We start from the raw sequence: 19921 nt of genomic DNA, 5'->3' as shown, positions 1-19921 counted from the left end.
AATATCAAGATTTCTGGCGAATAAGTGAGCGGTCAATCAATAAGAACCTCTTGTTTTTTGACTGCGATTAGTGGCCTATTGGGACCGAAACCAGCGGGCGATTGACACCGACCTCTTCTGTCCAGATTCCTCGACCAACGCGCACAAACAACGGCCGACGAGACCGTCCGATGGGCAACCGTCGTGAGAAAGGTTCTTCGCTCGGACGATGTTGGTGGCCTGCTCGATCAACCGATCGAGGCTGGGCTCCCTCGTCCCCTTGTGCGAACCCTCGTTCCACGGGCACGCCTCGGGGCGCGCGCAGGCGGTCTTGGCGGGGTACGACACGGCGCGCCGCTCCAGCTTCAGCGGATCGTCCCGCTTGATCTTCAGGTCGGCCAGCACCCTCCTGGCCCTCCTGGTCACCACGACCAGGGCCCGGTCGCCCACCTCTCGCGGCGAGCCCCTGGAGGGCACGGCCAGCAGCATCGCGACCGCCATCAGCCCGCCGCCCACGATCATGCTCAGGCCCACCTGCTCGTGGAACCAGATCACCGCGATCGCCGTCACCCAGAGGGGCTGCGACGACATCAGCACGGCGCTGGGGATGGCCGGCACGTGCGCCTGGCCGTACGAGCGGGCCAGGAAGCCCAGAGCGCACGAGACGACGGAGAGGTGGGCGAGTATCCCCCAGTCGGACAGGGTGGCGGGCACCTCGATCCCGTCGCGCACGGCCAGCACGCCGGCCATGGCGCCGATCGTGGCGAGCTGGATGACGGTGAGCGCGTAGGCGTCGAAGACCTTCTCGCCGCCTGAGAGCCGCGACAGGTACAGCGTGTGGCCGGAGTAGAGGGCGGCGGCCCCGAGCGTCACCCCGAGCGCGAGCAAGGAGATCTCCCGATCCTCTGTGCCGCGCATCAACGTGAATACGGTCATGCCGGCCAAGGCGAGTCCCACGCCCGCCCAGACCCGGCGGAGCACCTTGGCCCGAAACACCACCAGGGCCAGGATCGGGGTGATGACCACGTTGCACCCGACGGCGAACCCCGAGACCGCCGACGGGAGACTGTCGAGCGCGATGGCCTGAGCGCACTGCCCGACGCCGAACATGACCCCCAGGATGACCCCGTTGACCCAGGTCTCACGCGACAGGCGCCGGAGGCTGCGCGGCCGGAGCAGGTACAGGGTGAGCGCCGCGAGGAGGTAGCGCTCGGCGAGTAGATCCTCGACGGGTAACCGAAGGATGAGATCTTTCATCAGCGGGAACGCCGACCCCCAAGCGGCGCTGACGAACAACAGGAGCACGGCTCCCAGGAGGGGCCGGGGAGCGGGCACAACGGCCATGCCAAAAAGCATCTCACTACAATCAGCAGCCATCGGTGTACAGGCAGCAGCCGGTGATGTTCCTCTACCACCGAGAGGAACGGGCCTCACCCGCGGGTGCGTACATCCCTATCCGCAGGAGTCCCCAGGGCCCCATTTCCGTCACATCCGCTCGCCTGAGCCGACAGCGCGACTACGGAGTGTGCCTGCCCGCGCACTTCGGCCCGGGCAGGCACAGGGGTTATGGCTCTACGATTCGAGCGCGTCGGCCGACTCGGCGACCCGCCGGCGGTCACCCTCCTCCGGCACCAGGCGCTTCTCGCCATAGACGACGACGAGGTCGCCGACCTGCCGCCGGGCGATCTCCCGCCAGCCGTGGCGCTCGTACAGCGCCAGGGCGGCCCCCTGGTTGAGCGTCGTGTCTCCGCGGACGACGTGGAATCCCAGCTCCACCGCCCGTTCCTCCAAGGCCCGCAGCATGGTGGCGCCGAACCCGCGCCGCTGGAAGCCCGGATGGACCCGCAGGCGGCACACCTCGGCCGTCTCCGAGTCGATGGGTCTCAGGCCGCCCATGGCCACGACCCGCGAGCCGAACTCGCCGACGAGGAAGTCACCGCCGCACGCCAGGTAGAGCTCCTGGATGCGGGGGAAGTCGTCGTCGTAGTAAACACCGTCGCCCGGCGCCAGTCCCACCTCGGCGAGAGAGATCCGGTGCAGGGCGAGGATGGTGTCGAGGTCAGACCAACGATAACGTCGGATCTTCAGCTTCAAGCACTCCCTTCCCCGGTGGCCAGTTCAGAAGGACGCAGTTCCTCCTGGAACGCGGCCAGGTCGGGATGATTCGCGTCGCGCGCCTTGATCGCCTGTGCGAGCGCGACAGCCGGGCGCATGATGAAATCGGTGCGGTATTCGGGGCCGAGCAGGCGCATCGCCTCCTTGCCCATGGCGATGGCCTCCCCGACGTCCCCCTCGATCAGGCGGCACTGTGCGCGATCCAGCCTGATCAGCGTCTGGTCGATGATGTGATCCTGGTATTTGTCGAGTGCCTGGTCGAGCACCACCTCGGCTTCGAGGGTCTGTCCGAGCTTCGTGAGCACGTCGCCCTGGTAGAAGTAGAGCTGCCGTTCGGTGTAGCCGAAGGCCATGTCCTCGCGTTCGTGCGACTTCATGTGCGAGAAGGCGTTCCTGGCCCGCGCCAGAGCGCGTTTGGCCTGGTCGACGACCTCCTTCTTGCTGTCGACGCCCGAGATCATGGCCAGTGCGCGGGCCTCGACGACCGGCGCCATGGCCTGCGCGGCGCAGGGTGTCTGGCCGGCCAGGTCACGGCTCTTCTTGGCCAGGTTGAGCGCCTCGCGGGCGTCGCCGTAGTAGAGCGGGACGAGCGCCTCGCGGGCCGTCACCCAGGCACGCAGCGCGCGGTCGCCGGTCTCGTCGGCGGCCGTGCGGCCAGTGCGGAAGAAGGAGCGGGCCAGCCGATGGTCGCCGAGGTTGATCATGATCATGCCGCTCAGCCCGGCCAGCTGCGCGGCCATGCGGCACAGGCGCTCCTGCAGGTCGATGGGCTGGCGGCAGGACATGGCGCTGTGCACGGCGCTGAGTTCGAGCAGCACGTCGCACAGCAGCCGCAGCGGCGCGGTGGTGGTGTATTGGCGCCCGAAGGCCAGCGTGGCCTCCTCCCACTGATCGAGCATGGCGGGAGAGACGGTGGCCGAGACGAGCATGGCGTCCATCCGCCGCCTGATGCCCTCGCAGGCGCCCAGCACCTCGCCCTCGAACTTGGCGGTCTGGGTGCTGTTGGACAGCAGCCTCAGCAGGGTGCGGCGCAGGATGTTCTCGTCCTCCTCGTCGGAGGGGGCCGGCGTCGTCTTCTCCGACGACACCAGCAGGTCGCGCTGCTGGCTCGCGGCGGGGAGCCGCTCCTTGACCTCGGCGCCGACCACCCCGGGCATCCGGTGGCCGTGGCCGCAGATGCACGGGCCCTCGTAGCCGAGGGCGCCCGGCTCGACCCGGTAGACCGTGCAGAGGTAGTGGAGATATTCGGGGCCCGGCCGTTTGAGCCCGCTCTCGTAGGCGGACAGCAGGGTTTCGCCGATGCCGGGCTGCGTCTTGCCGTCACGCTCGAACAGGGCTCTGACCTGCTCGATGACGTCGGCCAGGGCGATGCCGTGCGAGAGGCGATGGCTCTTGATCTTGGTCGTGCCGAACTGGGGTCCACAGTGCTCGTGGATCTCCTCAGCGATCTGAGCGGAGGTGCGCCCGGTCGCGAGCCCTCTGGCCCGGATCCGCCGCGCCATCTCCGTCTCTCTGTGCTGCCTGCCGGACATCCCGGCCCCTCTCACGCATGTCCCGTCGGTCCGAAACTGCTAACCGAGCGTAGCGATAAGGTCGCGCTGCGCCTACCAATGACTATGGCCTATTGCTGACAGCTTGGAAACGCCTTCTTGGAGGTTCTGGTTAAGGATCGTCCTCCGGCGGACTGTTTCTTATCACCCATGAGTGAGAACCGGCTCCCCGTGAGCAGAAACCCCTCGTTGCGCACTCCGTTGACTTGAGTCATCTTTGGCCCACCAGCAACGATTCAAGGGAGGGACGAAAGGTGGGGGACGACAACTTCGGACACCTGGAGCGCTTGGTGTCGGAACTCGACGCTCGTGGGTTGCTCGCACGAGTGGTTCGGACCCAAAACGGGCGGGTGTTCGTCCGGGTGATCAATCCGAACGCGACGAGCCTTACCGAGAGCGTCACCTGCCGGCCTACTGCGGTCGCCGAGCTTCCGGACTGGTGGTACTGCTGGTCCTGGGGTGAGCGCATGCATACGGCCGACGACCCGGCTGGTGCGGCGACCAAGGTCGCACGCGTACTCGCCGCCGTGGGCGAATGATGACGCGGTGGTCCGGGTGGAGCGCAGCCACCACGGCTCACCGCATCCATGGCGGCTTCTCGGAGCCGGCGGGGTGGTCGGTGCGGAGGGCCTCCTGCACACCGCAGGGGCTCTGGCCATCCCGCCGGTTCCGCTTCTCGCGGGACTCGTGCTTGTACGGCCAGCCAGCCGTACACAGGAGATGCCCTCCAGGTCCGCCTGGAGGGTGTTCGGGGGACCCCTCCCGGAAACGGCTTGGGACATGCTTCCGGGTGTGTGTCCCAGCCGAGCCGTACGTCACCGGAGCGTCAGGCCTCGCCCTCCGCGGCCCAAGGGGCCTGATGTCCCCGTCTTCCCCGGCGTGATGTGACTGCGGCCGGTTCGGTCGGCGGTATCTTTTTGAGCGTTCCGCTCGAAAAGTCCGTCGACCGAACCGCTTCCGGAAGGGGATCCAACCAGTGTTCCTGCTGGCACCGCCTACCACTCCTCCACCGAGTCCCCTGGACCCGTTGAAGATGATCAGCGATGTGGGTGAGGTCTGTGGGCAGGACAAGGTCATCTGCGGGTTCCTCCAAACCTTGATCCCGGTGGGTTTCCTCGCGCCGCTCATCGCCACGCTCATCACGGTCGTCCTGATCCTGACGCTCGCCCTCGTCGTGCGGAACGTCGCCAAGCGCCTGATCACCCGGGTGGTCGGCCGCGCCGCCACCGGCGGCTCGATCACCGGCCGCTTCCGCAGGACCGGAGCCGCGACCGAGGGCATCGACGCCCTGCTCCACGAGCGCCGCAAGCAACGCGCCGAGACGATGGGCTCGGTGCTGCAGCACATCGCCTCGATCGTCATCATGGGCACCGCCGTGCTGACCGTGCTCGACCGGCTGACGATCCCCATCGCTCCCCTGCTCACCAGCGTCGGCATCCTCGGCGTGGCGATCGGCTTCGGCGCGCAGGAGCTGGTCAAGGACTTCATCGCGGGCATGTTCATGCTGCTGGAAGACCAGTACGGCGTGGGCGACGTGATCGACTCGGGCGCCGCGGTCGGCACCGTCGAGGCGGTCACCCTGCGCGTCACCAGGCTGCGTGACGCCGACGGCCGCGTCTGGTACATCCGCAACGGCACCATCACCCGCATCGGCAACGAGTCGCAGGGCTGGTCGCGGGCCTACCTCGACGTCCCCGTCGCCTGGAACACCGACGTCACCACGGTCCGGGCCATTCTGGAGCACGTGGCCGAGGAGATCTGGGCCGACACCGACTTCCGCGAGACGCTCATCGTGGAGGAACCCTCCGTGTTCGGCGTGGAGCAGCTGTCCGACAGCTCGGTGGTGTTCCGGATCTCCGCCAAGACGATGCCGTCCAAGCAGGCGCAGGTCGCGCGGGAGCTCAGGCTCCAGGTCAAGTCCGCGCTAGACGCCGCGGGCATCCCCATGGTCGCCACCGCATAGGCTTGTACGGTGACTGAAACCTCCTTTTACGAGGCCGTCGGCGGCGAGGAGACCTTCCGGCGACTCGTACACCGCTTCTATGAGGGGATCGCGCAGGATCCGCTGCTGCTCCCGCTCTACCCGGAGGAAGACCTCACCGGGGCCGAAGACCGGTTGCGGGGGTTCCTCATTCAATACTGGGGCGGCCCCACGACCTACAGCCAGGAGCGCGGGCATCCGCGGCTGCGGATGCGGCACAACCCGTTCGTCATCGGCGAGGCCGAGCGTGACGCCTGGCTGCGGCACATGCGTGACGCGGTCGAGTCGCTGGAGTTGCCGCAGGAGCAGGAGACCAAACTCTGGGACTACCTGGTCTACGCGGCGCACAGCATGGTGAACTCTCCGACATAGCGGGCATGACCGCCCCATGGACATCCCCTGGTGGCGTGATGCCGTCGTCTACGAGATCTATGTTCGCAGCTTCGCCGACGCCTCAGGAGATGGCGTCGGCGATCTGGCCGGAGTGCGTGAGCGCCTGTCATACCTGGCGGAGCTCGGCGTCGACGCGATCTGGCTGACCCCCTTCTATCCCTCACCGATGGCCGACGGCGGCTACGACGTGGCCGACTATCGCGGCGTCGACCCGCTGTTCGGGACGCTGGACGACTTCGAGTCACTGGTCGCGGACGCGCACCGGCTCGGGCTGAAGGTCCTCGTGGACGTGGTGCCCAACCACAGCTCCTCGGAGCACCCCTGGTTCCAGGCCGCGCTGCGCGGCGAGCACCGCGACCGCTACATCTTCCGCGCCGAGCCGAACAACTGGCAGTCCACCTTCAGCGGACCGGCCTGGACGAAGCTGCCGGACGGGCAGTATTACCTGCACCTGTTCGCCCCCGGCCAGCCGGACTTCAACTGGCGCAACCCCGAGATCCACCAGGAGTTCCTCGACATCCTGCGCTTCTGGCTCGACCGGGGGGTCGACGGGTTCCGCATCGACGTGGCGATGGGCCTGTACAAGGCGTGGGGGCTGCCCGACATCCAGGACCAGTCGTTCAAGTCGGTCTCCCCGATCTGGGGCCAGCCGGAGGTGCACGAGGTCTACCGGTCCTGGCGCAAGCTGCTCGACGGCTATCCCGGCGAGCGCATGGCGGTGGGCGAGGTGTGGACGGACAGCTCCGAGGATCTGGCGCTCTACGTGCGCCCCGACGAGTTGCAGCAGAGCTTCAACTTCGCCTGGCTCCAGGCGCCCTGGTCGCCGACCGCGTTCAAGAAGGTCATCGACGACACGCTGGCCGCGGTCCCGTTCGCCACGTGGGTGCTGTCCAACCACGATGTCGTACGGCACCGCACCCGCTACGACACCGCCGATCCGGGCACCGGACTGATGCGGGCCAAGGCGGCATTGCTCACCATGCTGGCCCTCCCCGGGTCGGCATATCTCTACCAGGGGGAGGAACTTGGCCTCCCCGAGGTGAAGGATCTTCCCCCGGAGGCGCGGCAGGACCCGGTCTTCATCCAGTCGAAGGGCGAACTGGTCGGCCGCGACGGCTGCCGGGTGCCGCTGCCGTGGTCGGCCGACGGCGGATCGTACGGGTTCTCCCCCGACGGGGTGGCGCCGTGGCTGCCGCAGCCGGCCGCGTTCGCGGCGCTCAGCGCGGCGACCCAGGCCGCCGATCCGGGATCGACCCTGTCCTTCTACCGCCGGGCCCTGGCCTGCCGCCGTGAGCTGGTGGCGTCGCTGCCCTACACGCTGGAGTGGCTGGACTCCCCGGAAGGCGCGCTCTTCTTCACCCGCGGGTCCTTGATCTGCGCCCTCAACTGCGGCACCGAGCCGGTGCGGCTGCCGTCGCACGGCGGGGTTCTGCTGCCCAGCGGGCCGCTCGACGGCGACCTGCTGCCGCCCGACACCGCCGTCTGGCTACGTACGTCACCCTGACGGGCGGGCCTCCTCCGGCTCCGCGGTGGCGTGGCGTTCGCCGCGGGTGGGGATGACGGGCAGCGAGATCAGCGCGCACGCCAGCCCCGCCGCGAATCCGGCCCAGTAGCCCGTGGCCGTGATCAGCAGCCCGGCCAGCGGCGTGACGCCGAGGGAGACGACGTTCTGGATGGTGTTGTGGGTGCCCAGCACCCGTCCCGCCCATCCGGGGCCGGCGAGCTCGCCCGCCGAGAGGTAGGCGAGCCCGTTCCCCGCCACAGTGATCACCGCGGCCAGCGCCAGCATGGCCGGGCCGAGCCAGGACGCGGTGACCGTGCCCAGCACCAGCAGGGCCAGCACGGCCAGCGAGCCGAACGTCAGCAGCCGCAGCGGCGCCATCCGCAGGCCGCTCCGGTCGGACCAGCGGCCGACCGCGATGCGCACCGCCGCGCCGCCGATGGCCGCCACGCCGAAGAGCTGTCCCGCCCGTACGCCGTCCCAGCCGTAGACGCCGACCAGGCAGGCCACGCCGTACGTGCTGACGACGATCTGGGGCACCACGTGCAGCGCGCTGGTCGCGTGCACCCGCCAGAGCGCGGGCTGCCGGTACGGCGAGGCGGCCGGTGCCGTACGGGCGCCCGAGATCGCGTGCGGCGGCTCGGCCAGGAAGAGGGCGGCCAGGACGGCGGCGAGCAGGCTGACTCCGGCGCAGACGATGAACACGCCCGCGATGCCGTGGGCCCGCGCGATCGGCGGCAGGACGAACGCGGCGACGGCCATGCCGAGGGTGTAGGAGACCTGGCGCAGGCCCATCGCGACGCCGCGCTCCGGCGGCTCGAACCAGCGCAGCACGATCCGGCCGCCGCCGACCATGGCCGCCGACCCCGCCGCCCCGGCCAGGGCGAGCAGCGGGACCACCGCCCAGATCTCGGTCACGAAGGCCAGGGCGGCGAACAGCACGGCGGCCAGCCCGACGCCGACGCCGAGCACCAGCCGCTCGCCCCGCCGGTCGGCCAGCATGCCCCAGGCGACCAGGGACAGCAGGATGCCGAAGCCGGGAGCGTTGCCGATGACCCCGGCGACCGGCAGCGAGACACCGAAATATCGCTGGATATCCGGCATGACGAGCGGCAGCCCGAACAGCCCCAGCGTGACGCAGGCGTGCGCGTTGACCCCCAGACCAAGCATCAGCCAGCGCTTCATGCCGACATGAACCGCCGCAGGTAGCCGAGTTCGTCGGAGGTGAGCCTGCGTGGCGCGGCACGTTCGACGTCGTAGGCGACGATCACCGAGGTGGCCCGGACGAACAGCTCCTCGTCGTCGCGGATCTCGTACTCCAGCGTGAAGCGGACCGGCCTGATCTCGGTCACCCAGGTCTCCACCCGGACCGGCTCGGGGCGGAAGCCGAGCGGGCGCAGGTAGTCGATCTCGTGCCGGGAGACGACGAGGCCGTTGAAGGGGGCGTCACCCGCCTTGTACGGATCGATGTGGAGCATCCCCAGCCGGGCGTCCTCCAGATAGTCGAAGAAGCGGACGTTGTTCACATGCCCAAGTGAGTCGATGTCCGCAAATCTCACCATTCGGGGGAAGATATGCCGTTGGGCCAGGGAATGTTCAACCACGCAGGCCACCGTACCCGTCTCGGTCAGGTGGCCTTGCTCCGGGCCGTACAGGCCAGCACGGTCAGGACCGAGATCACGACCGTGCAGCCGAGCGCCCACCGGTAGCCGGTGACGAGCTGTTCGACCGCGAGACCGGAGACCGCCGAGAGCGTGCCGGCGAAGACCCGGTCGTGCAGGGCGGCGGGCAGCGGCGCGGTGATGATGGACAGCGTCAGCGCGGTGCCCACGACCACGCCGGTGTTCTGCAGCATGAGCCGCATCGCGTTGACGATGCCCAGCCGGTTCGAGGGCAGTCCGTCCAGGATCGCGGTGGTGTTGGAGGGCAGGAACACCCCGGAGCCGAGTCCGATGAGCACCAGCGCGAGCGCGACCGTGGCGTACGGGACGCTCGACGAGATCGTGCAGAGCAGGAGTAACAGCCCGGCGGTGGTGGTGGCGGCCCCGGCGACCGCGAGCGTGCGCGGGCTCATTCGGCGCTGCAGCAGGCCCGAGCCCGCCGAGCCGATCATCCCCGCGGCGGCCAGCGGCAGCACCTTCAGCCCGGCCCGCACCGGGTCGTCCCCGCGCACGGCCTGGAAGTAGAGCGCCAGGAGGAACACCAGCCCGACGCGCGCGACGGAGTTGAGGAAGGACGCCAGCGTGCCGAAGGCGAAGCCTCGGTCCCGGAACAGGCCGATGTCCACGACCGGATGGGTGGCCCTGAGCTCCCTGACCACGAACAGCGGCAGCCCCAGCGCGAAGGCGGCCAGCCCGGCGAGGATCAGCGGGTGGGCCCAGCCGAGCCTGGTCACCTCCGACAGCGCGAGCAGCAGCCCGCCCAGGGTGACCAGGACGAGCACGTTGCCCGGCAGGTCGAGACCGCGATCGCGGCCGGCGGGCTCGACCCGTCGCAGCACGATCGCGCCCCACACCAGGCAGGCCAGGCCGAGCGGCACGTTGTACCAGAACACCCAGCGCCAGCCGAGCTGCTCGGCCAGGAAGCCGCCGAGCGTGGGCCCGGCGAGCTGGGCGATCGAGAACGAGGCGACATAGACGCCCATCCCCTCGCCGAGCCGCGAGCGGGGGAAGGCGTCCGTGACCAGGGCGGCGCTGTTGGTCAGCAGCATGGCGGCGCCGGCGGCCTGTAAGACCCGCAGGGCGACGATCGTCCAGGCGTCCGGCGACAGTCCGGCCAGCAGCGCCGCGAGCGTGTAGGTGCCCAGCCCGCAGAGGTAGAGCACGCGCCGCCCGAACATGTCGGCCAGCCGGCCGAAGACCACCATGAGCACGGTGTTGGTCAGCTGGAAGCCGAGCAGGATCCAGCTCGCGGCCGTGGCGTCGGCGTGGGTGCTCCTGGCGATCTCGGGCAGGGCGACGTTGATCGCGCTGCCGCCGAGCCCGGTGAGGACGCTGGCCAGGCTCACCACCGACAGGGTGCGCCAGGCGTGCCGGACCTGCTCCCGTTCCTCGACTACCGTCACCACGGGGCCTGTCCTTTCTAGATTTCAATACTAGAATCTAGTTCGCATCGGCAGGCAGTCAAGGAGGTGCGGCATGAGCGGGATCGTCGAGGGTCGCGTGGTGATCGTCACGGGCGCGGCCAGGGGCATCGGGCGCGGTCACGCGCTCGAGTTCGCCCGGCAGGGCGCGAAGGTCGTGGTCAACGACCTGGGCGCGGAGGTCGACGGCACGGGCTCGTCGGACGCCGCCGCCGCGGTGGTCGAGGAGATCGAGGCGCTGGGCGGGGAGGCGATCGTCAACGGCGAGGACGTCTCCGACTTCGACGGGGCGGCCCGGCTGATCCAGGCGGCCGTCGACCGCTTCGGCGACCTGCACGCGCTGGTCAACAACGCGGGCATCCTGCGCGACCGGATGCTGGTCAACATGACGGCCGAGGAGTGGGACGCGGTCATCAGGGTGCACCTGCGCGGGACGTTCGCGCCGCTGCGGCACGCGGCGGCCTACTGGCGGGCCAAGGCGAAGGCCGGGGAGCGGGTGGACGCGCGGATCATCAACACCACCTCGTCCTCCGGCATCTACGGCAACCCGGGGCAGGGCAACTATGGCGCCGCGAAGGCCGGCATCGCGGGCCTGACGGTCATCGCGGCCAAGGAGCTGGAGCGCTACGGCGTGACCGTGAACGCGATCGCCCCGGCGGCGCTCACCCGTATGACGGAGAACCTCGTCCCGACCGGCGCCGGCTCATCGAGCGCCGACCCCGACGACATCGCGCCGCTGGTGGTCTGGCTGTCCAGCGCCGAGGCCAGGGGGATCACCGGGCGGGTGTTCAACGTACGGGCGGGGGTGATCAGCGTGGCCGAGGGCTGGCACGCCGGTCCGGCCGTCGACAAGGGCGGCCGGTGGGACCCGGCCGAGCTGGGCGCGGTCATCCCGGCCCTGGTCGACAAGGCCCCGGCCAACGCGCTGACCAACGGCCAGATCCCTGGACGGGAGAGCTGACCGGTGCGCGTCGCGAGGTCGGGGTGATCAGCCCTCTGCCAGCACCCTGAGCGGGTCGAGGCGGCGGATCAGCGTCATCGCCGCCTCGATCACCTCGCGGGCGGCGTCCTCGGTGTCACTGGTGGCGACCTCGCGGGCCGCCTCGCCGATGATGCTGGTCAGCGCGGCGACGGTGAACCGGTCGAGCGGGTCGGCGCCCGCACCGAGCAGCACGGCGTTCTGGCGCACCCACTCCCGGCCCCGGGTGCGGCGGACCAGCTCGAAGCCCGGCGGCCCGTCGCCGTCGATGAACAGCCGGACCAGGTCGCGCCGCTCCCACGCGCCCGCGAGGTAGGCCCGCGCCCCGGCGATGAGCAGCTCGACGGGGTCGTGGACGCCTGCCTGCTTGGCCCGCGACACGCTGGCGGCCGCGGCCTCCTCGTGCGCCGCCTGGTGGTCCTCGTAGAGGGCGAGGAACAGCTCGGTCTTGCCGCCGAAGTGGTGGTAGAGGCTGCCTACGCTGGAGCCCGCGCGGGCCACGACCTCGGAGACGTTCGACTCGGCGAAACCATGCTCGCTGAAGACCTCGCGAGCCGCCGTCAGCATGCTCTGGCGGGTCTGGGCCGTACGGCTCCACTCCCACGACGACTTCCGTGCCATGGGTCCTATCGTACCGGGGCGAATTCTAGAATTAGATTCTTGACAGAAACGCGCCTCGGCTGGCTTCCTAGAGGAACGTTCTAGAAATTGGGGAGGCGGTCATGGACTTCTCGCTCAGCGCCGAGGAGCGTCAGATCCGCGACACCGTACGCTCCTTCGTCGAGAAGGAGATCATGCCGCTGGAGCCGGAGGTGCTGCGCAACGAGCGCGAGGGCCGCCCGGCGCTCGCCCCGGAGGTCCTCCGCGACCTGCGGGCCAGGGCGCGGAAGATGGGCTTCTGGGGGATCAACACCCCCGAGGAGTACGGCGGAGCCGCGCTGGGCCCGGTCATGTCCGCGATCATCGTCATGGAGCTGGGCAGGACCTTCGCCCCGTTCATGTTCGGCGGCAGCGCCGACAACATCCTCTACGCGGGCACCCCCGAGCAGCAGGCGCGTTACCTGCTCCCGACGATCGAGGGCGAGCGCCGCTCCTGCTTCGCGATCACCGAGCCGGGGGCGGGCTCCGACGCGCGCAACATCCGCACCCGGGCGGTCCGCGACGGCGCCGAGTGGATCGTCAACGGCGAGAAGACGTTCATCACCGGCGGCAGCGAGGCCGACTTCGTCATGGTGTTCGCCGTGGCCGAGCCGTACGGCGTGACCTGTTTCCTGGTCGACCGCGACATGGGCTGGACGTCCGAGCCGATCCCGACCATGGGCGAGTGGGGTCCGGCGGCGCTGGTGTTCCAGGACGTCCGGGTGCCCGAGGAGAACATCCTCGGCGAGCTGGGCAAGGGCTTCGAGCTGGCCATGCAGTGGATCGGCCAGGGCCGCTACATGATCCCGGCGCGGGCCATCGGCTCGGCCGAGCGCATGCTGGGGATGGCCATCGACTACGCCAAGATCCGCAAGTCGATGGGGCAGACGATCTCCGAGTACCAGGCGATCCAGTGGATGATCGCCGACTCGCAGGTGGAGATCGAGGCGGCCAAGTGGCTGACCCTGTACGCGGCCTGGCGGGTGCAGGAGGGCCTGGACGCCCGGCACGCCGCCTCGATCGCCAAGCTCAACGGCGCGGTCATGGCCAACCAGGTCGTGGACCGGGTGCTGCAGATCCACGGCGGCATGGGCTACACCAAGGAGCTGCCGATCGAACGCTGGTATCGCGAGCTGCGCCTGCTGCGCATCTTCGAGGGCACCGACGAGATCCAGCGCCGTACGATCGCCCGCAATCTGATCAAGGGCCACGCCCGTCTGGGCACCATCGGGGAGTGACATGTCGGTCGAGGCGCTGTTCAACCCGGGATCCATCGCGCTGGTCGGCGCCACCGACAAGTCGGGGTGGTCGATCAGCACACTGCTCAACCTGCGTACGTACGGCTTCGCCGGGCCCGTGCACCTGGTCAATCCGCGTGGCGGGACCGTGCACGGCGCGCCCGCTCACCGGAGCCTGGCCGAGGTGCCCGCGCCGGTCGATCTGGCCTATGTCATGGTGCCGACGGCGGCGGTGCTGGGGGTGCTGCGGGAGGGGGCCAAGCTGGGGATCCGGTGTTATGTGATCCTGACGGCGGGCTTCGGGGAGGCGGGTGTCGAGGGCGCACGGCTGGAGTCGGAAATTTCGGCTTTTGCTGCGGAAAATGATCTGACGATCCTGGGGCCGAACGGGAACGGCTACATCAACGCCGCCGCCGGCATCACCCCGTACGGACTGCCCATCCCCCAGCCGCTGCTGCGCGGATCGGTGGGCGTGGTGCTGCAGAGCGGCGCGCTGGCCAGCTCCGTGCTCGGCTTCGCGCAGGCCCGCAACGTCGGCATCAGCCTGCTGACCTCGATGGGCAACGAGTCGGTCGTGAGCGTCACCGACGTGGTCGACCATCTCGTGGACGATCCCGCCACGAAGGTGATCGCGCTGTTCCTGGAGACGATCCGCGATCCGGCCGAGTTCTCCCGCGTCGCCAGGCGGGCGCTGCTGGCGGGCAAGCCGATCGTGGCGCTGAAGATCGGCCGCAGCCGGCTCGCCTCCCACACGGCGCAGGCCCACACCGGCGCGCTGGTCGGGGACGACGACGTCATCGACGCCGCCCTGCGGCAGCTCGGCGTGATCCGGGTCCGGTCCCTGGAGGACCTGGTCATCACGGCGGGGCTGCTCGCCTCCGTGGGACCGCTGCCCGGGCGGCGCGTCGGCGTCGTCACGCCGTCGGGCGGCGCGTCGGAGATCATCGCCGACCGGGCCGAGGACGAGGGTCTGGAGCTGCCGCCGTTCGCGCCGTCGACGGTGGCGCGACTGGCGGAGATCGTCCCGTCCTTCGGCACCGTGCAGAACCCGCTGGACGTGACCGGTTATGTGCTGATCGACCGGACGCTGCTGGGCCGGGCTCTGGAAGCGGTGACGACCGATCCGGGGATCGACCTGGTCATGCTGCTGTCGGAGCCGCCTCGGGTCGCGCCGCCCGATCCCGCTCCGGTCTTCGCGCTGTACGCGGCCAGCGCCCGGCGGATCGCCGAGTCGCCGGTGCCGGTCGTGGTGGTGAGCAACGTGCTGACGGACATCACGGAGTTCGGGCGGGCGGTGCAGGGGGAGACCGGGTTTCCGTACGTGGTGGGCGGGATCGAGCATGGGATGTCCGCGATCGGCGCGGCCGTGCGCTGGTCAGCGGCCCACACCCGCGCCCTCGCTCTCGCGGACCCGGTCTCGGGCGGAGCGGCTGCCGTCGCGAGTGAGGAGGCGGCCTTGACGGGCGCGCCTGCCCCGGCCATCTCGCGTGCGGAGGCGGCCTTGGTCGGGGCGGTCGGGGTGTGGGGGGAGCATCGCGCCGCTGCCCTGCTGACCTCGGCGGGGGTGCCCGTGGTGCCGTCGGAGCTGGTGGGCGATGAGGTGGCGGCGGTCGCGGCGGCTGAGCGGTTCGGGTTCCCAGTGGTGCTCAAGACCGCTGCCGAGGGTTTGGGCCACAAGAGCGACGTCGGCGGCGTACGGCTCGGGCTCTCCTCTCCCGACGAGGTACGGCTGGCCTACCGCGACGTGGTCGCCGCGCTGGGCGGGGAGGCGGCCGCCCTGGTGCAGCCGCAGCGCGACGGCGGGGTGGAGTTGCTGGTGGGCGTCGTGCGAGATCCCGCCTGGGGCCTGACTCTGGCCGTGGGACTGGGCGGGATCTGGGTGGAGGTGCTGCGCGACACGGCCCTGCGGATCCTGCCGGTGGACGCCCGTTCGGTACGGGAGGCGCTGACGGAGTTGCGCGGGGCCGCGTTGCTGCGTGGCGTCAGGGGCGGCGAGCCCGCCGACCTCGACGCGGTGGCCGAGGTGGTGGCGCGGGTGGCGGCGTTCGCGGAGTCACTGGGTGACCGCCTGGAGTCGCTGGAGATCAACCCGCTGCTGGTCAGGGGGTCCCGCGTGGAGGCTCTGGACGCGCTGGTGACGTGGCGCCCCTGACGGGACCGCAGGCGCCCGTCAGGGCAGGCGGATGGCACCGCAGGGGTCCCTGAGCACGCCCAGCCAGATGGTCTTGACCACGTCGCCTCGGCCGGATGGCACCGCGAGGGATCCCTCACCGCGGCCGGATGAGACCGCGAGGGCCCCTTACAGCGGGTGGTTCGACAGGGTCGAGTCCGTCATGGCAGCCGGTTCGACAGGACCAACGTGGCAGCGGTGGCGAACATGCCGCCGTTGCCCAGCACCACGCTCACCTCCGCCCCCGGCACCTGGGCGGCGGCCTCTCCGCGGAGCTGCCGGACCGCCTCCTGGATGGCGAACATCCCGTACATCCCGGTATGCGTGTACGAGAGACCGCCCCCGTTGGTGTTGAGCGGCAGCCGACCGCCCGGCGACGTGTGCCCCTCGGCGATGAACGCCCCCGCCTCTCCCCGCCCGGCGAAGCCCAGATCCTCCAGCCCGTAGATCGGCACATGCGCGAACGCGTCGTACACCATCAGATGGTCCACATCCTCATGCGAGATCTTGGCCTCGGCGAAGGCCGACTCCCCCGACAGGCGGAACGCCTTGGACGTGGTGAAGTCCTCCATCTGCGAGATGATCGGCGAGTCGGCCGCCTCGCCCGAGCCGAGCAGGTGCACCGGGTCGCGCCTGGTCCGATCCTCGGAGGTGACGATCAGCGCGCCGCCCCCGTCCGTCACCAGGCAGCATTCCAGCAGGTGGAACGGGTAGGCCACCAGCCGAGACGCCAGCACGTCCTCGACCGTGATCAGTTCCCGGTACATCGCGCGCGGATTGAGGTGCGCCCACCGCCGCTGCGCGACCGCCACCTCGGCGAGCTGCTCGTGCGTGAGCCCGGTCTCCTTTATGTACCGCAGCGCCGTCAGGGTGAACAGCGTCGGCGGCCCCGCCACCCCGTACGGCAGCTCGAACTGCCCCAGCAGCGAGTCGGCCCCCAGCCCGAACCGCGCCGCGCCGACCCGGGACCGTCCCGACTCGCCGTGGGTGATCAACACGATGTGGCAGAGCCCGGCGCGGATCGCCGCGGCCGCATGCCGTACATGGAACAGGAACGACGACCCGCCCACGCCGGTCCCGTCGAGCCAGGCGGGTGTGACGCCGAGTGTGTGGGAGGCCGGGCGTGGGATGGTGGTTGATCACGTACGATTGACGTGCTCCTCGCCCTGAAGAGGCGGGGATTCCCGTGCTGCTTACGCAGCAGTCCATGCCGCGTAAGCGCCATGAGCTGTGGAACAGGATGCTTGACGCTTCACTAACCCGCCTACCGGCAAGTCTCCACGTCCTGTCACCGCCCGTCCGGCGGCCTCGTCGTACCGATGAATCCAGGAAGCGATCTCACGGCCAGCTTGGTTATCGCTTGCCAGTTCGATCACGGAAACCTTACCGTGCGTAATTGAGCCGTCGCAAGCAGTTCCGATCACTGCACGCTCACGCCCCAGAGGGCACTCACACGCGCCCCCCACACCATCCGACCTGAAGACGGGAGCACCGGCCCGCATCACGGCAGAAGGTCGCGCGGCCGCTGACCCGCACCCACTCCACGTCGGCGGAGCCGCAGTGCGGGCAGCCGGGCCGTGGATAGAAGTAGTGCCGCGCGCACGCCATGCAGCGCTGGATCCTGAGCTCTCCGGCCGCCGTGCCGTCCCAGAAGGGCTGCGTCTCCGGCGTGGGCCTCGGTACGGGCTTCATCGGCATCCCCAATCTAGTTCTAGAATGACACTCTAGATTTAGATTCGGGCGAACCTCAAGGGCTGGGGATCCCGTTGCCGTTGCGACCGCGGCCGTCGAGCACGTCGTCCAGTGTCGATCGGGGCTCCGCGCCGCGAGGTCCCGCCTGGGCGAGCTGGATCAGCACGCCGTGCGCCTCCTTGGGGTGCAGGAACACCTCACGCCAGCGCTGGTCGCGGACGTTCAGGCCGTGGAGCCGGTAGCCGCGCTCGGTCAGCCTGGCCACGGCGGCGTCGAGGTCGTTGACGTGGAAGTTCAGGTGGTGGACGCCGCCTCTGCCACGGGTCAGCTCGAAGAAGCTGTCGAAGAAGTCCGACCCGGCCAGCGGCTCCATCAGCTCGACCTTGCCGCCGCCCTCATAGGTGAGCTGCAGGGTGCGGTAGCCACTCGAACGGTTGTCGCCACCACCGCCCAGATGGCGTCCCCCGAGCAGGTCGCGATAGATCGGCAGCAGGTCCCGGATGCGGGGCGCCGCCACGGCCGTGTGGTCGAAGGTCACCTCTAGCCCGTCCAGTTCGAGGTCCACACTGACTCCCTTCCTAGAATTCGATTCTAGATCTTAGCGGAGCATCCCGCACTCTTGACGTGGGGCGTTGTGAGGAGCAGCATTTCAGAAATGGATTCTAGAGCTACCTTCTAGAACTCATGACGGGGGCCTGTACGACGAGAGAGGCGAGTCATGAGGCTGTCCTACGTCCGCGAACTCGACGAGTACCCCACCGGCGCCCGACGCATGAAAATCCTCACGATGGCCGTGCTCGCCATCCTCATCGGTTCCTATGAGGCGCAGATCGCGCCTGTGGTCCCGCTGCTGCTCAAGGACCTGCACATGACGCTGGCCACCTACGGCGCCGTGTCGGGCGCCGCGGCCATCGCCGGGGCGATCGCCTCCATCCTGGGCGGACGGCTCACCGACCGGCTCGGCCGGGTACGGCTGCTGGTGCCCCTGATGATGCTGACCGCCGCGTGCTGCTTCGTCATGACACTCGTGCACAGCCCGCGCGATCTGCTGCTGGCCCGCATCCTGCTGGCGTTCGTGGACGGCGTGGCCATGGCCAGCACCGCGCCTCTGGTACGAGACTTCTCGCCGCGGCTCGGCCGGGCACAGGCGTTCGGCTTCTGGACCTGGGGACCGGTCGGCGCCAACTTCCTGGCCGCGGCCATCGCGGGCTGGACGCTGCCGATCTTCAACGACTCGTGGCGCTCGCAGTTCGTCATCATGGGCTGCTTCTCGCTGGTGATCTCGTTCGTCATCGCCTTCAACATCGCCGACCTCTCCCCCGAACTGCGGGCCAGGATCCAGCACACCGAACAGGCCGCCACCCAGGTGGTCGACCTGAGCCAGCCGGCCCGCCTCCGCTCGCTGTTCGCCAGGCGCAACATCTGGGCGCACGTGGTGGGCATCTCACTCTGGCTGGTGCTCTACATCACGCTGTCGTTGTTCGGGCAGACGATGCTCGTCGGGGCGCTCGGCATCAGCACCGCCCAGGCGTCCACCATCATGGCGGCGTTCTGGAGCCTGAACCTGATCACGCTGATCATCACCGGTCGCCTCTCGGACCGGACCCAGCTGCGCAAACCGTTCTCGCTGGGCGGCACGATCGCCGCTGTACTCGTCACCGCCTACCTCGCCGTCTCACTCGGGCAGGAAGGCGTCTCGACGGGCACGCTCATGCTGGTGGGCGCACTGCTCGGCGGCTCGCTCGGGGTGGCGTACGCACCCTGGATGGCCAACTACTCGGAGGACGCGGAGGACGCCGACCCGCGCCTGCAGGGCACGGCCTGGGGGCTGTTCGGGTTCCTCACCAAGGGCATCGCCGTGATCGGGCTGGTCATCATCCCGCGGGTGGTCGAAGCCACGAACTGGCAGACCTGGCTGTTCATCTCGCTCGGCTGCCTGATCTTGTTCATCCCGGCAATCGTCCTGTTCAACGGCCCATGGCGCCGCCCCGCCCGCACCCCTGTAACCGTCGCCCTGGGGGAGGCCGAAGGCTGACCGCCCTAGGGGAGGCCGAAGGCTGACCGCCCTAGGGGAGGCCGAAGGCTGACCGCCCTGGGCGGGCCGGAGGCAGGGATGACCGAGCTCGGGAGGGGCGACGGCACGACCGTCCTGGGCGGGCTGAAGAGACGACCGAGCTCAGGAGCACCGAAGTCTGGCCGCCCTCGGCGGGCCAAGGGACAACCGCCCTGGGGCCGCAGGGATGGCCGCGTTCGGGGAGGCCCAAGATGGCCGTCCCCGGGGCGAAGGGTGGCCGAGTAGGGGAGGCCGAAGACGACCGAGTTGTCGCCGCGCTCTCAGGATGCCGGTGTCTGCCGCCTCGTAGACGGCTGCCGTCGCATCCACGGGGTCGGGGTAGCACCCAGACGGCCAACTGTGCGCACGTCACGGCGCTCAGCCACCTCCACCGGAGGAGCGTGCCCCTGGACAGACCCCAGCCACGCACACAGGGTGGGGCCCACCGGGCCTGCCGTAAAAGTCTTTCCTAGCGCTGCGCGCTTGCCCTGCTGGGGTGAAAATCGGGGTGTGGTTGCCCGCCGACGTCGATCGCTTCATGGCGCCGCA

General features: G+C 69.5%; 18 protein-coding genes. 8 read left to right on the top strand and 10 right to left on the bottom strand.

Translation table 11 applies throughout. The annotated features are described in order from the left end of the window. Nucleotides 1-75 precede the first annotated feature (75 nt). The 3 genes from AB0B61_RS48460 to AB0B61_RS48450 form a co-directional block, all read right to left on the bottom strand. Nucleotides 76-1323 carry a DMT family transporter gene (locus AB0B61_RS48460; protein WP_358447685.1) on the bottom strand — a complete coding sequence of 416 codons (1248 nt, stop codon included), beginning with the start codon at nucleotides 1321-1323 and terminating at the stop codon, nucleotides 76-78. A 228-nt stretch (nucleotides 1324-1551) separates the two neighbouring features. Beyond that, complete coding sequence (locus AB0B61_RS48455; RefSeq protein ID WP_358447683.1) at nucleotides 1552-2073, bottom strand: GNAT family N-acetyltransferase; 522 nt, start codon at nucleotides 2071-2073, stop codon at nucleotides 1552-1554. Further along, the gene (locus AB0B61_RS48450) at nucleotides 2070-3626 is read right to left on the bottom strand and encodes an XRE family transcriptional regulator (RefSeq protein WP_358447681.1); all 1557 of its coding nucleotides are present in this window, start codon (nucleotides 3624-3626) and stop codon (nucleotides 2070-2072) included. The genes AB0B61_RS48455 and AB0B61_RS48450 overlap by 4 nt, the downstream gene beginning before the upstream one ends. A gap of 272 nt (nucleotides 3627-3898) precedes the next feature. On the opposite strand from AB0B61_RS48450, the gene AB0B61_RS48445 reads away from it, so the two are divergent. The 4 genes from AB0B61_RS48445 to AB0B61_RS48430 all read left to right on the top strand — a co-directional run bounded on the left by AB0B61_RS48445 (nucleotide 3899) and on the right by AB0B61_RS48430 (nucleotide 7522). Further along, complete coding sequence (locus tag AB0B61_RS48445; protein ID WP_357644622.1) at nucleotides 3899-4183, top strand: hypothetical protein; 285 nt, start codon at nucleotides 3899-3901, stop codon at nucleotides 4181-4183. Between the two features lie 494 nt (nucleotides 4184-4677). Next, complete coding sequence (locus AB0B61_RS48440) at nucleotides 4678-5607, top strand: mechanosensitive ion channel family protein (protein WP_358447680.1); 930 nt, start codon at nucleotides 4678-4680, stop codon at nucleotides 5605-5607. A gap of 9 nt (nucleotides 5608-5616) precedes the next feature. Continuing rightward, entirely contained in the window at nucleotides 5617-5997 is a 381-nt protein-coding gene (locus AB0B61_RS48435; RefSeq protein ID WP_357953563.1) for a globin, read from the top strand. Between the two features lie 16 nt (nucleotides 5998-6013). Continuing rightward, nucleotides 6014-7522: an alpha-amylase family glycosyl hydrolase gene (locus AB0B61_RS48430; RefSeq protein ID WP_358447678.1), complete on the top strand. Its 1509-nt coding sequence runs from the start codon at nucleotides 6014-6016 to the stop codon at nucleotides 7520-7522. On the opposite strand, the gene AB0B61_RS48425 is transcribed toward AB0B61_RS48430, so the two are convergent. From AB0B61_RS48425 to AB0B61_RS48415, 3 genes are all read right to left on the bottom strand, one after another. Next, entirely contained in the window at nucleotides 7514-8704 is a 1191-nt protein-coding gene (locus AB0B61_RS48425; RefSeq protein ID WP_358447676.1) for an MFS transporter, read from the bottom strand. The two genes, AB0B61_RS48430 and AB0B61_RS48425, sit on opposite strands and share 9 nt — an antisense overlap. Then, on the bottom strand, nucleotides 8701-9081 hold the full coding sequence (locus tag AB0B61_RS48420; protein WP_357644612.1) for a thioesterase family protein: 381 nt from the start codon (nucleotides 9079-9081) through the stop codon (nucleotides 8701-8703). Before AB0B61_RS48420 ends, AB0B61_RS48425 begins: the two co-directional genes overlap by 4 nt. A gap of 65 nt (nucleotides 9082-9146) precedes the next feature. After that, entirely contained in the window at nucleotides 9147-10586 is a 1440-nt protein-coding gene (locus AB0B61_RS48415) for an MFS transporter (protein ID WP_358447674.1), read from the bottom strand. 70 nt (nucleotides 10587-10656) lie between these two features. Between AB0B61_RS48415 and AB0B61_RS48410 the strand changes: the two genes are divergently transcribed. Then, on the top strand, nucleotides 10657-11562 hold the full coding sequence (locus AB0B61_RS48410; RefSeq protein WP_358447672.1) for an SDR family oxidoreductase: 906 nt from the start codon (nucleotides 10657-10659) through the stop codon (nucleotides 11560-11562). 27 nt (nucleotides 11563-11589) lie between these two features. Here the strand turns inward: AB0B61_RS48410 and AB0B61_RS48405 are convergent, their stop codons facing one another. After that, nucleotides 11590-12201 carry a helix-turn-helix domain-containing protein gene (locus tag AB0B61_RS48405; protein ID WP_358447670.1) on the bottom strand — a complete coding sequence of 204 codons (612 nt, stop codon included), beginning with the start codon at nucleotides 12199-12201 and terminating at the stop codon, nucleotides 11590-11592. A 101-nt stretch (nucleotides 12202-12302) separates the two neighbouring features. Between AB0B61_RS48405 and AB0B61_RS48400 the strand changes: the two genes are divergently transcribed. Both AB0B61_RS48400 and AB0B61_RS48395 read left to right on the top strand, forming a co-directional pair. Beyond that, a complete protein-coding gene (locus AB0B61_RS48400) occupies nucleotides 12303-13457 on the top strand; it encodes an acyl-CoA dehydrogenase family protein (RefSeq protein WP_358447669.1) in 1155 nt (384 codons plus the stop codon). A gap of 1 nt (nucleotide 13458) precedes the next feature. Continuing rightward, a complete protein-coding gene (locus tag AB0B61_RS48395) occupies nucleotides 13459-15609 on the top strand; it encodes an acetate--CoA ligase family protein (protein WP_358447668.1) in 2151 nt (716 codons plus the stop codon). 179 nt (nucleotides 15610-15788) lie between these two features. Here AB0B61_RS48395 and AB0B61_RS48390 read toward each other — a convergent pair whose 3' ends face one another. The 3 genes from AB0B61_RS48390 to AB0B61_RS48380 form a co-directional block, all read right to left on the bottom strand. After that, nucleotides 15789-16697, bottom strand: a complete 909-nt coding sequence (locus tag AB0B61_RS48390) for a thiolase (protein WP_358447667.1) — start codon at nucleotides 16695-16697, stop codon at nucleotides 15789-15791. A gap of 379 nt (nucleotides 16698-17076) precedes the next feature. Beyond that, nucleotides 17077-17319, bottom strand: coding sequence for a zinc ribbon domain-containing protein (locus tag AB0B61_RS48385; protein ID WP_358447665.1), 243 nt, complete (start codon nucleotides 17317-17319; stop codon nucleotides 17077-17079). A 55-nt stretch (nucleotides 17320-17374) separates the two neighbouring features. After that, on the bottom strand, nucleotides 17375-17884 hold the full coding sequence (locus AB0B61_RS48380; RefSeq protein ID WP_358447663.1) for a VOC family protein: 510 nt from the start codon (nucleotides 17882-17884) through the stop codon (nucleotides 17375-17377). Between the two features lie 153 nt (nucleotides 17885-18037). Between AB0B61_RS48380 and AB0B61_RS48375 the strand changes: the two genes are divergently transcribed. Then, nucleotides 18038-19354 (top strand): MFS transporter, encoded by a 1317-nt coding sequence (locus tag AB0B61_RS48375; RefSeq protein ID WP_358447662.1) that lies wholly within the window; start codon nucleotides 18038-18040, stop codon nucleotides 19352-19354. Nucleotides 19355-19921: the final 567 nt, after the last annotated feature.

Origin of the sequence: Nonomuraea sp. NPDC049158 (assembly GCF_040648335.1) — a bacterium.
GTDB lineage: Bacteria > Actinomycetota > Actinomycetes > Streptosporangiales > Streptosporangiaceae > Nonomuraea.
This window is presented reverse-complemented; position numbering and strand designations above follow the sequence as displayed.

Bases quoted from the DNA above. Each gene is read 5' to 3' on its own strand.
- AB0B61_RS48460 (WP_358447685.1), bottom strand. From the start codon at position 1,323: ATGGCCGTTGTGCCCGCTCCCCGGCCCCTCCTGGGAGCCGTGCTCCTG.
- AB0B61_RS48450 (WP_358447681.1), bottom strand. From the start codon at position 3,626: ATGTCCGGCAGGCAGCACAGAGAGACGGAGATGGCGCGGCGGATCCGG.
- AB0B61_RS48440 (WP_358447680.1), top strand. From the start codon at position 4,678: ATGATCAGCGATGTGGGTGAGGTCTGTGGGCAGGACAAGGTCATCTGC.
- AB0B61_RS48430 (WP_358447678.1), top strand. From the start codon at position 6,014: ATGGACATCCCCTGGTGGCGTGATGCCGTCGTCTACGAGATCTATGTT.
- AB0B61_RS48425 (WP_358447676.1), bottom strand. From the start codon at position 8,704: ATGAAGCGCTGGCTGATGCTTGGTCTGGGGGTCAACGCGCACGCCTGC.
- AB0B61_RS48420 (WP_357644612.1), bottom strand. From the start codon at position 9,081: ATGGTGAGATTTGCGGACATCGACTCACTTGGGCATGTGAACAACGTC.
- AB0B61_RS48410 (WP_358447672.1), top strand. From the start codon at position 10,657: ATGAGCGGGATCGTCGAGGGTCGCGTGGTGATCGTCACGGGCGCGGCC.
- AB0B61_RS48405 (WP_358447670.1), bottom strand. From the start codon at position 12,201: ATGGCACGGAAGTCGTCGTGGGAGTGGAGCCGTACGGCCCAGACCCGC.
- AB0B61_RS48400 (WP_358447669.1), top strand. From the start codon at position 12,303: ATGGACTTCTCGCTCAGCGCCGAGGAGCGTCAGATCCGCGACACCGTA.
- AB0B61_RS48395 (WP_358447668.1), top strand. From the start codon at position 13,459: ATGTCGGTCGAGGCGCTGTTCAACCCGGGATCCATCGCGCTGGTCGGC.
- AB0B61_RS48385 (WP_358447665.1), bottom strand. From the start codon at position 17,319: ATGAAGCCCGTACCGAGGCCCACGCCGGAGACGCAGCCCTTCTGGGAC.
- AB0B61_RS48375 (WP_358447662.1), top strand. From the start codon at position 18,038: ATGAGGCTGTCCTACGTCCGCGAACTCGACGAGTACCCCACCGGCGCC.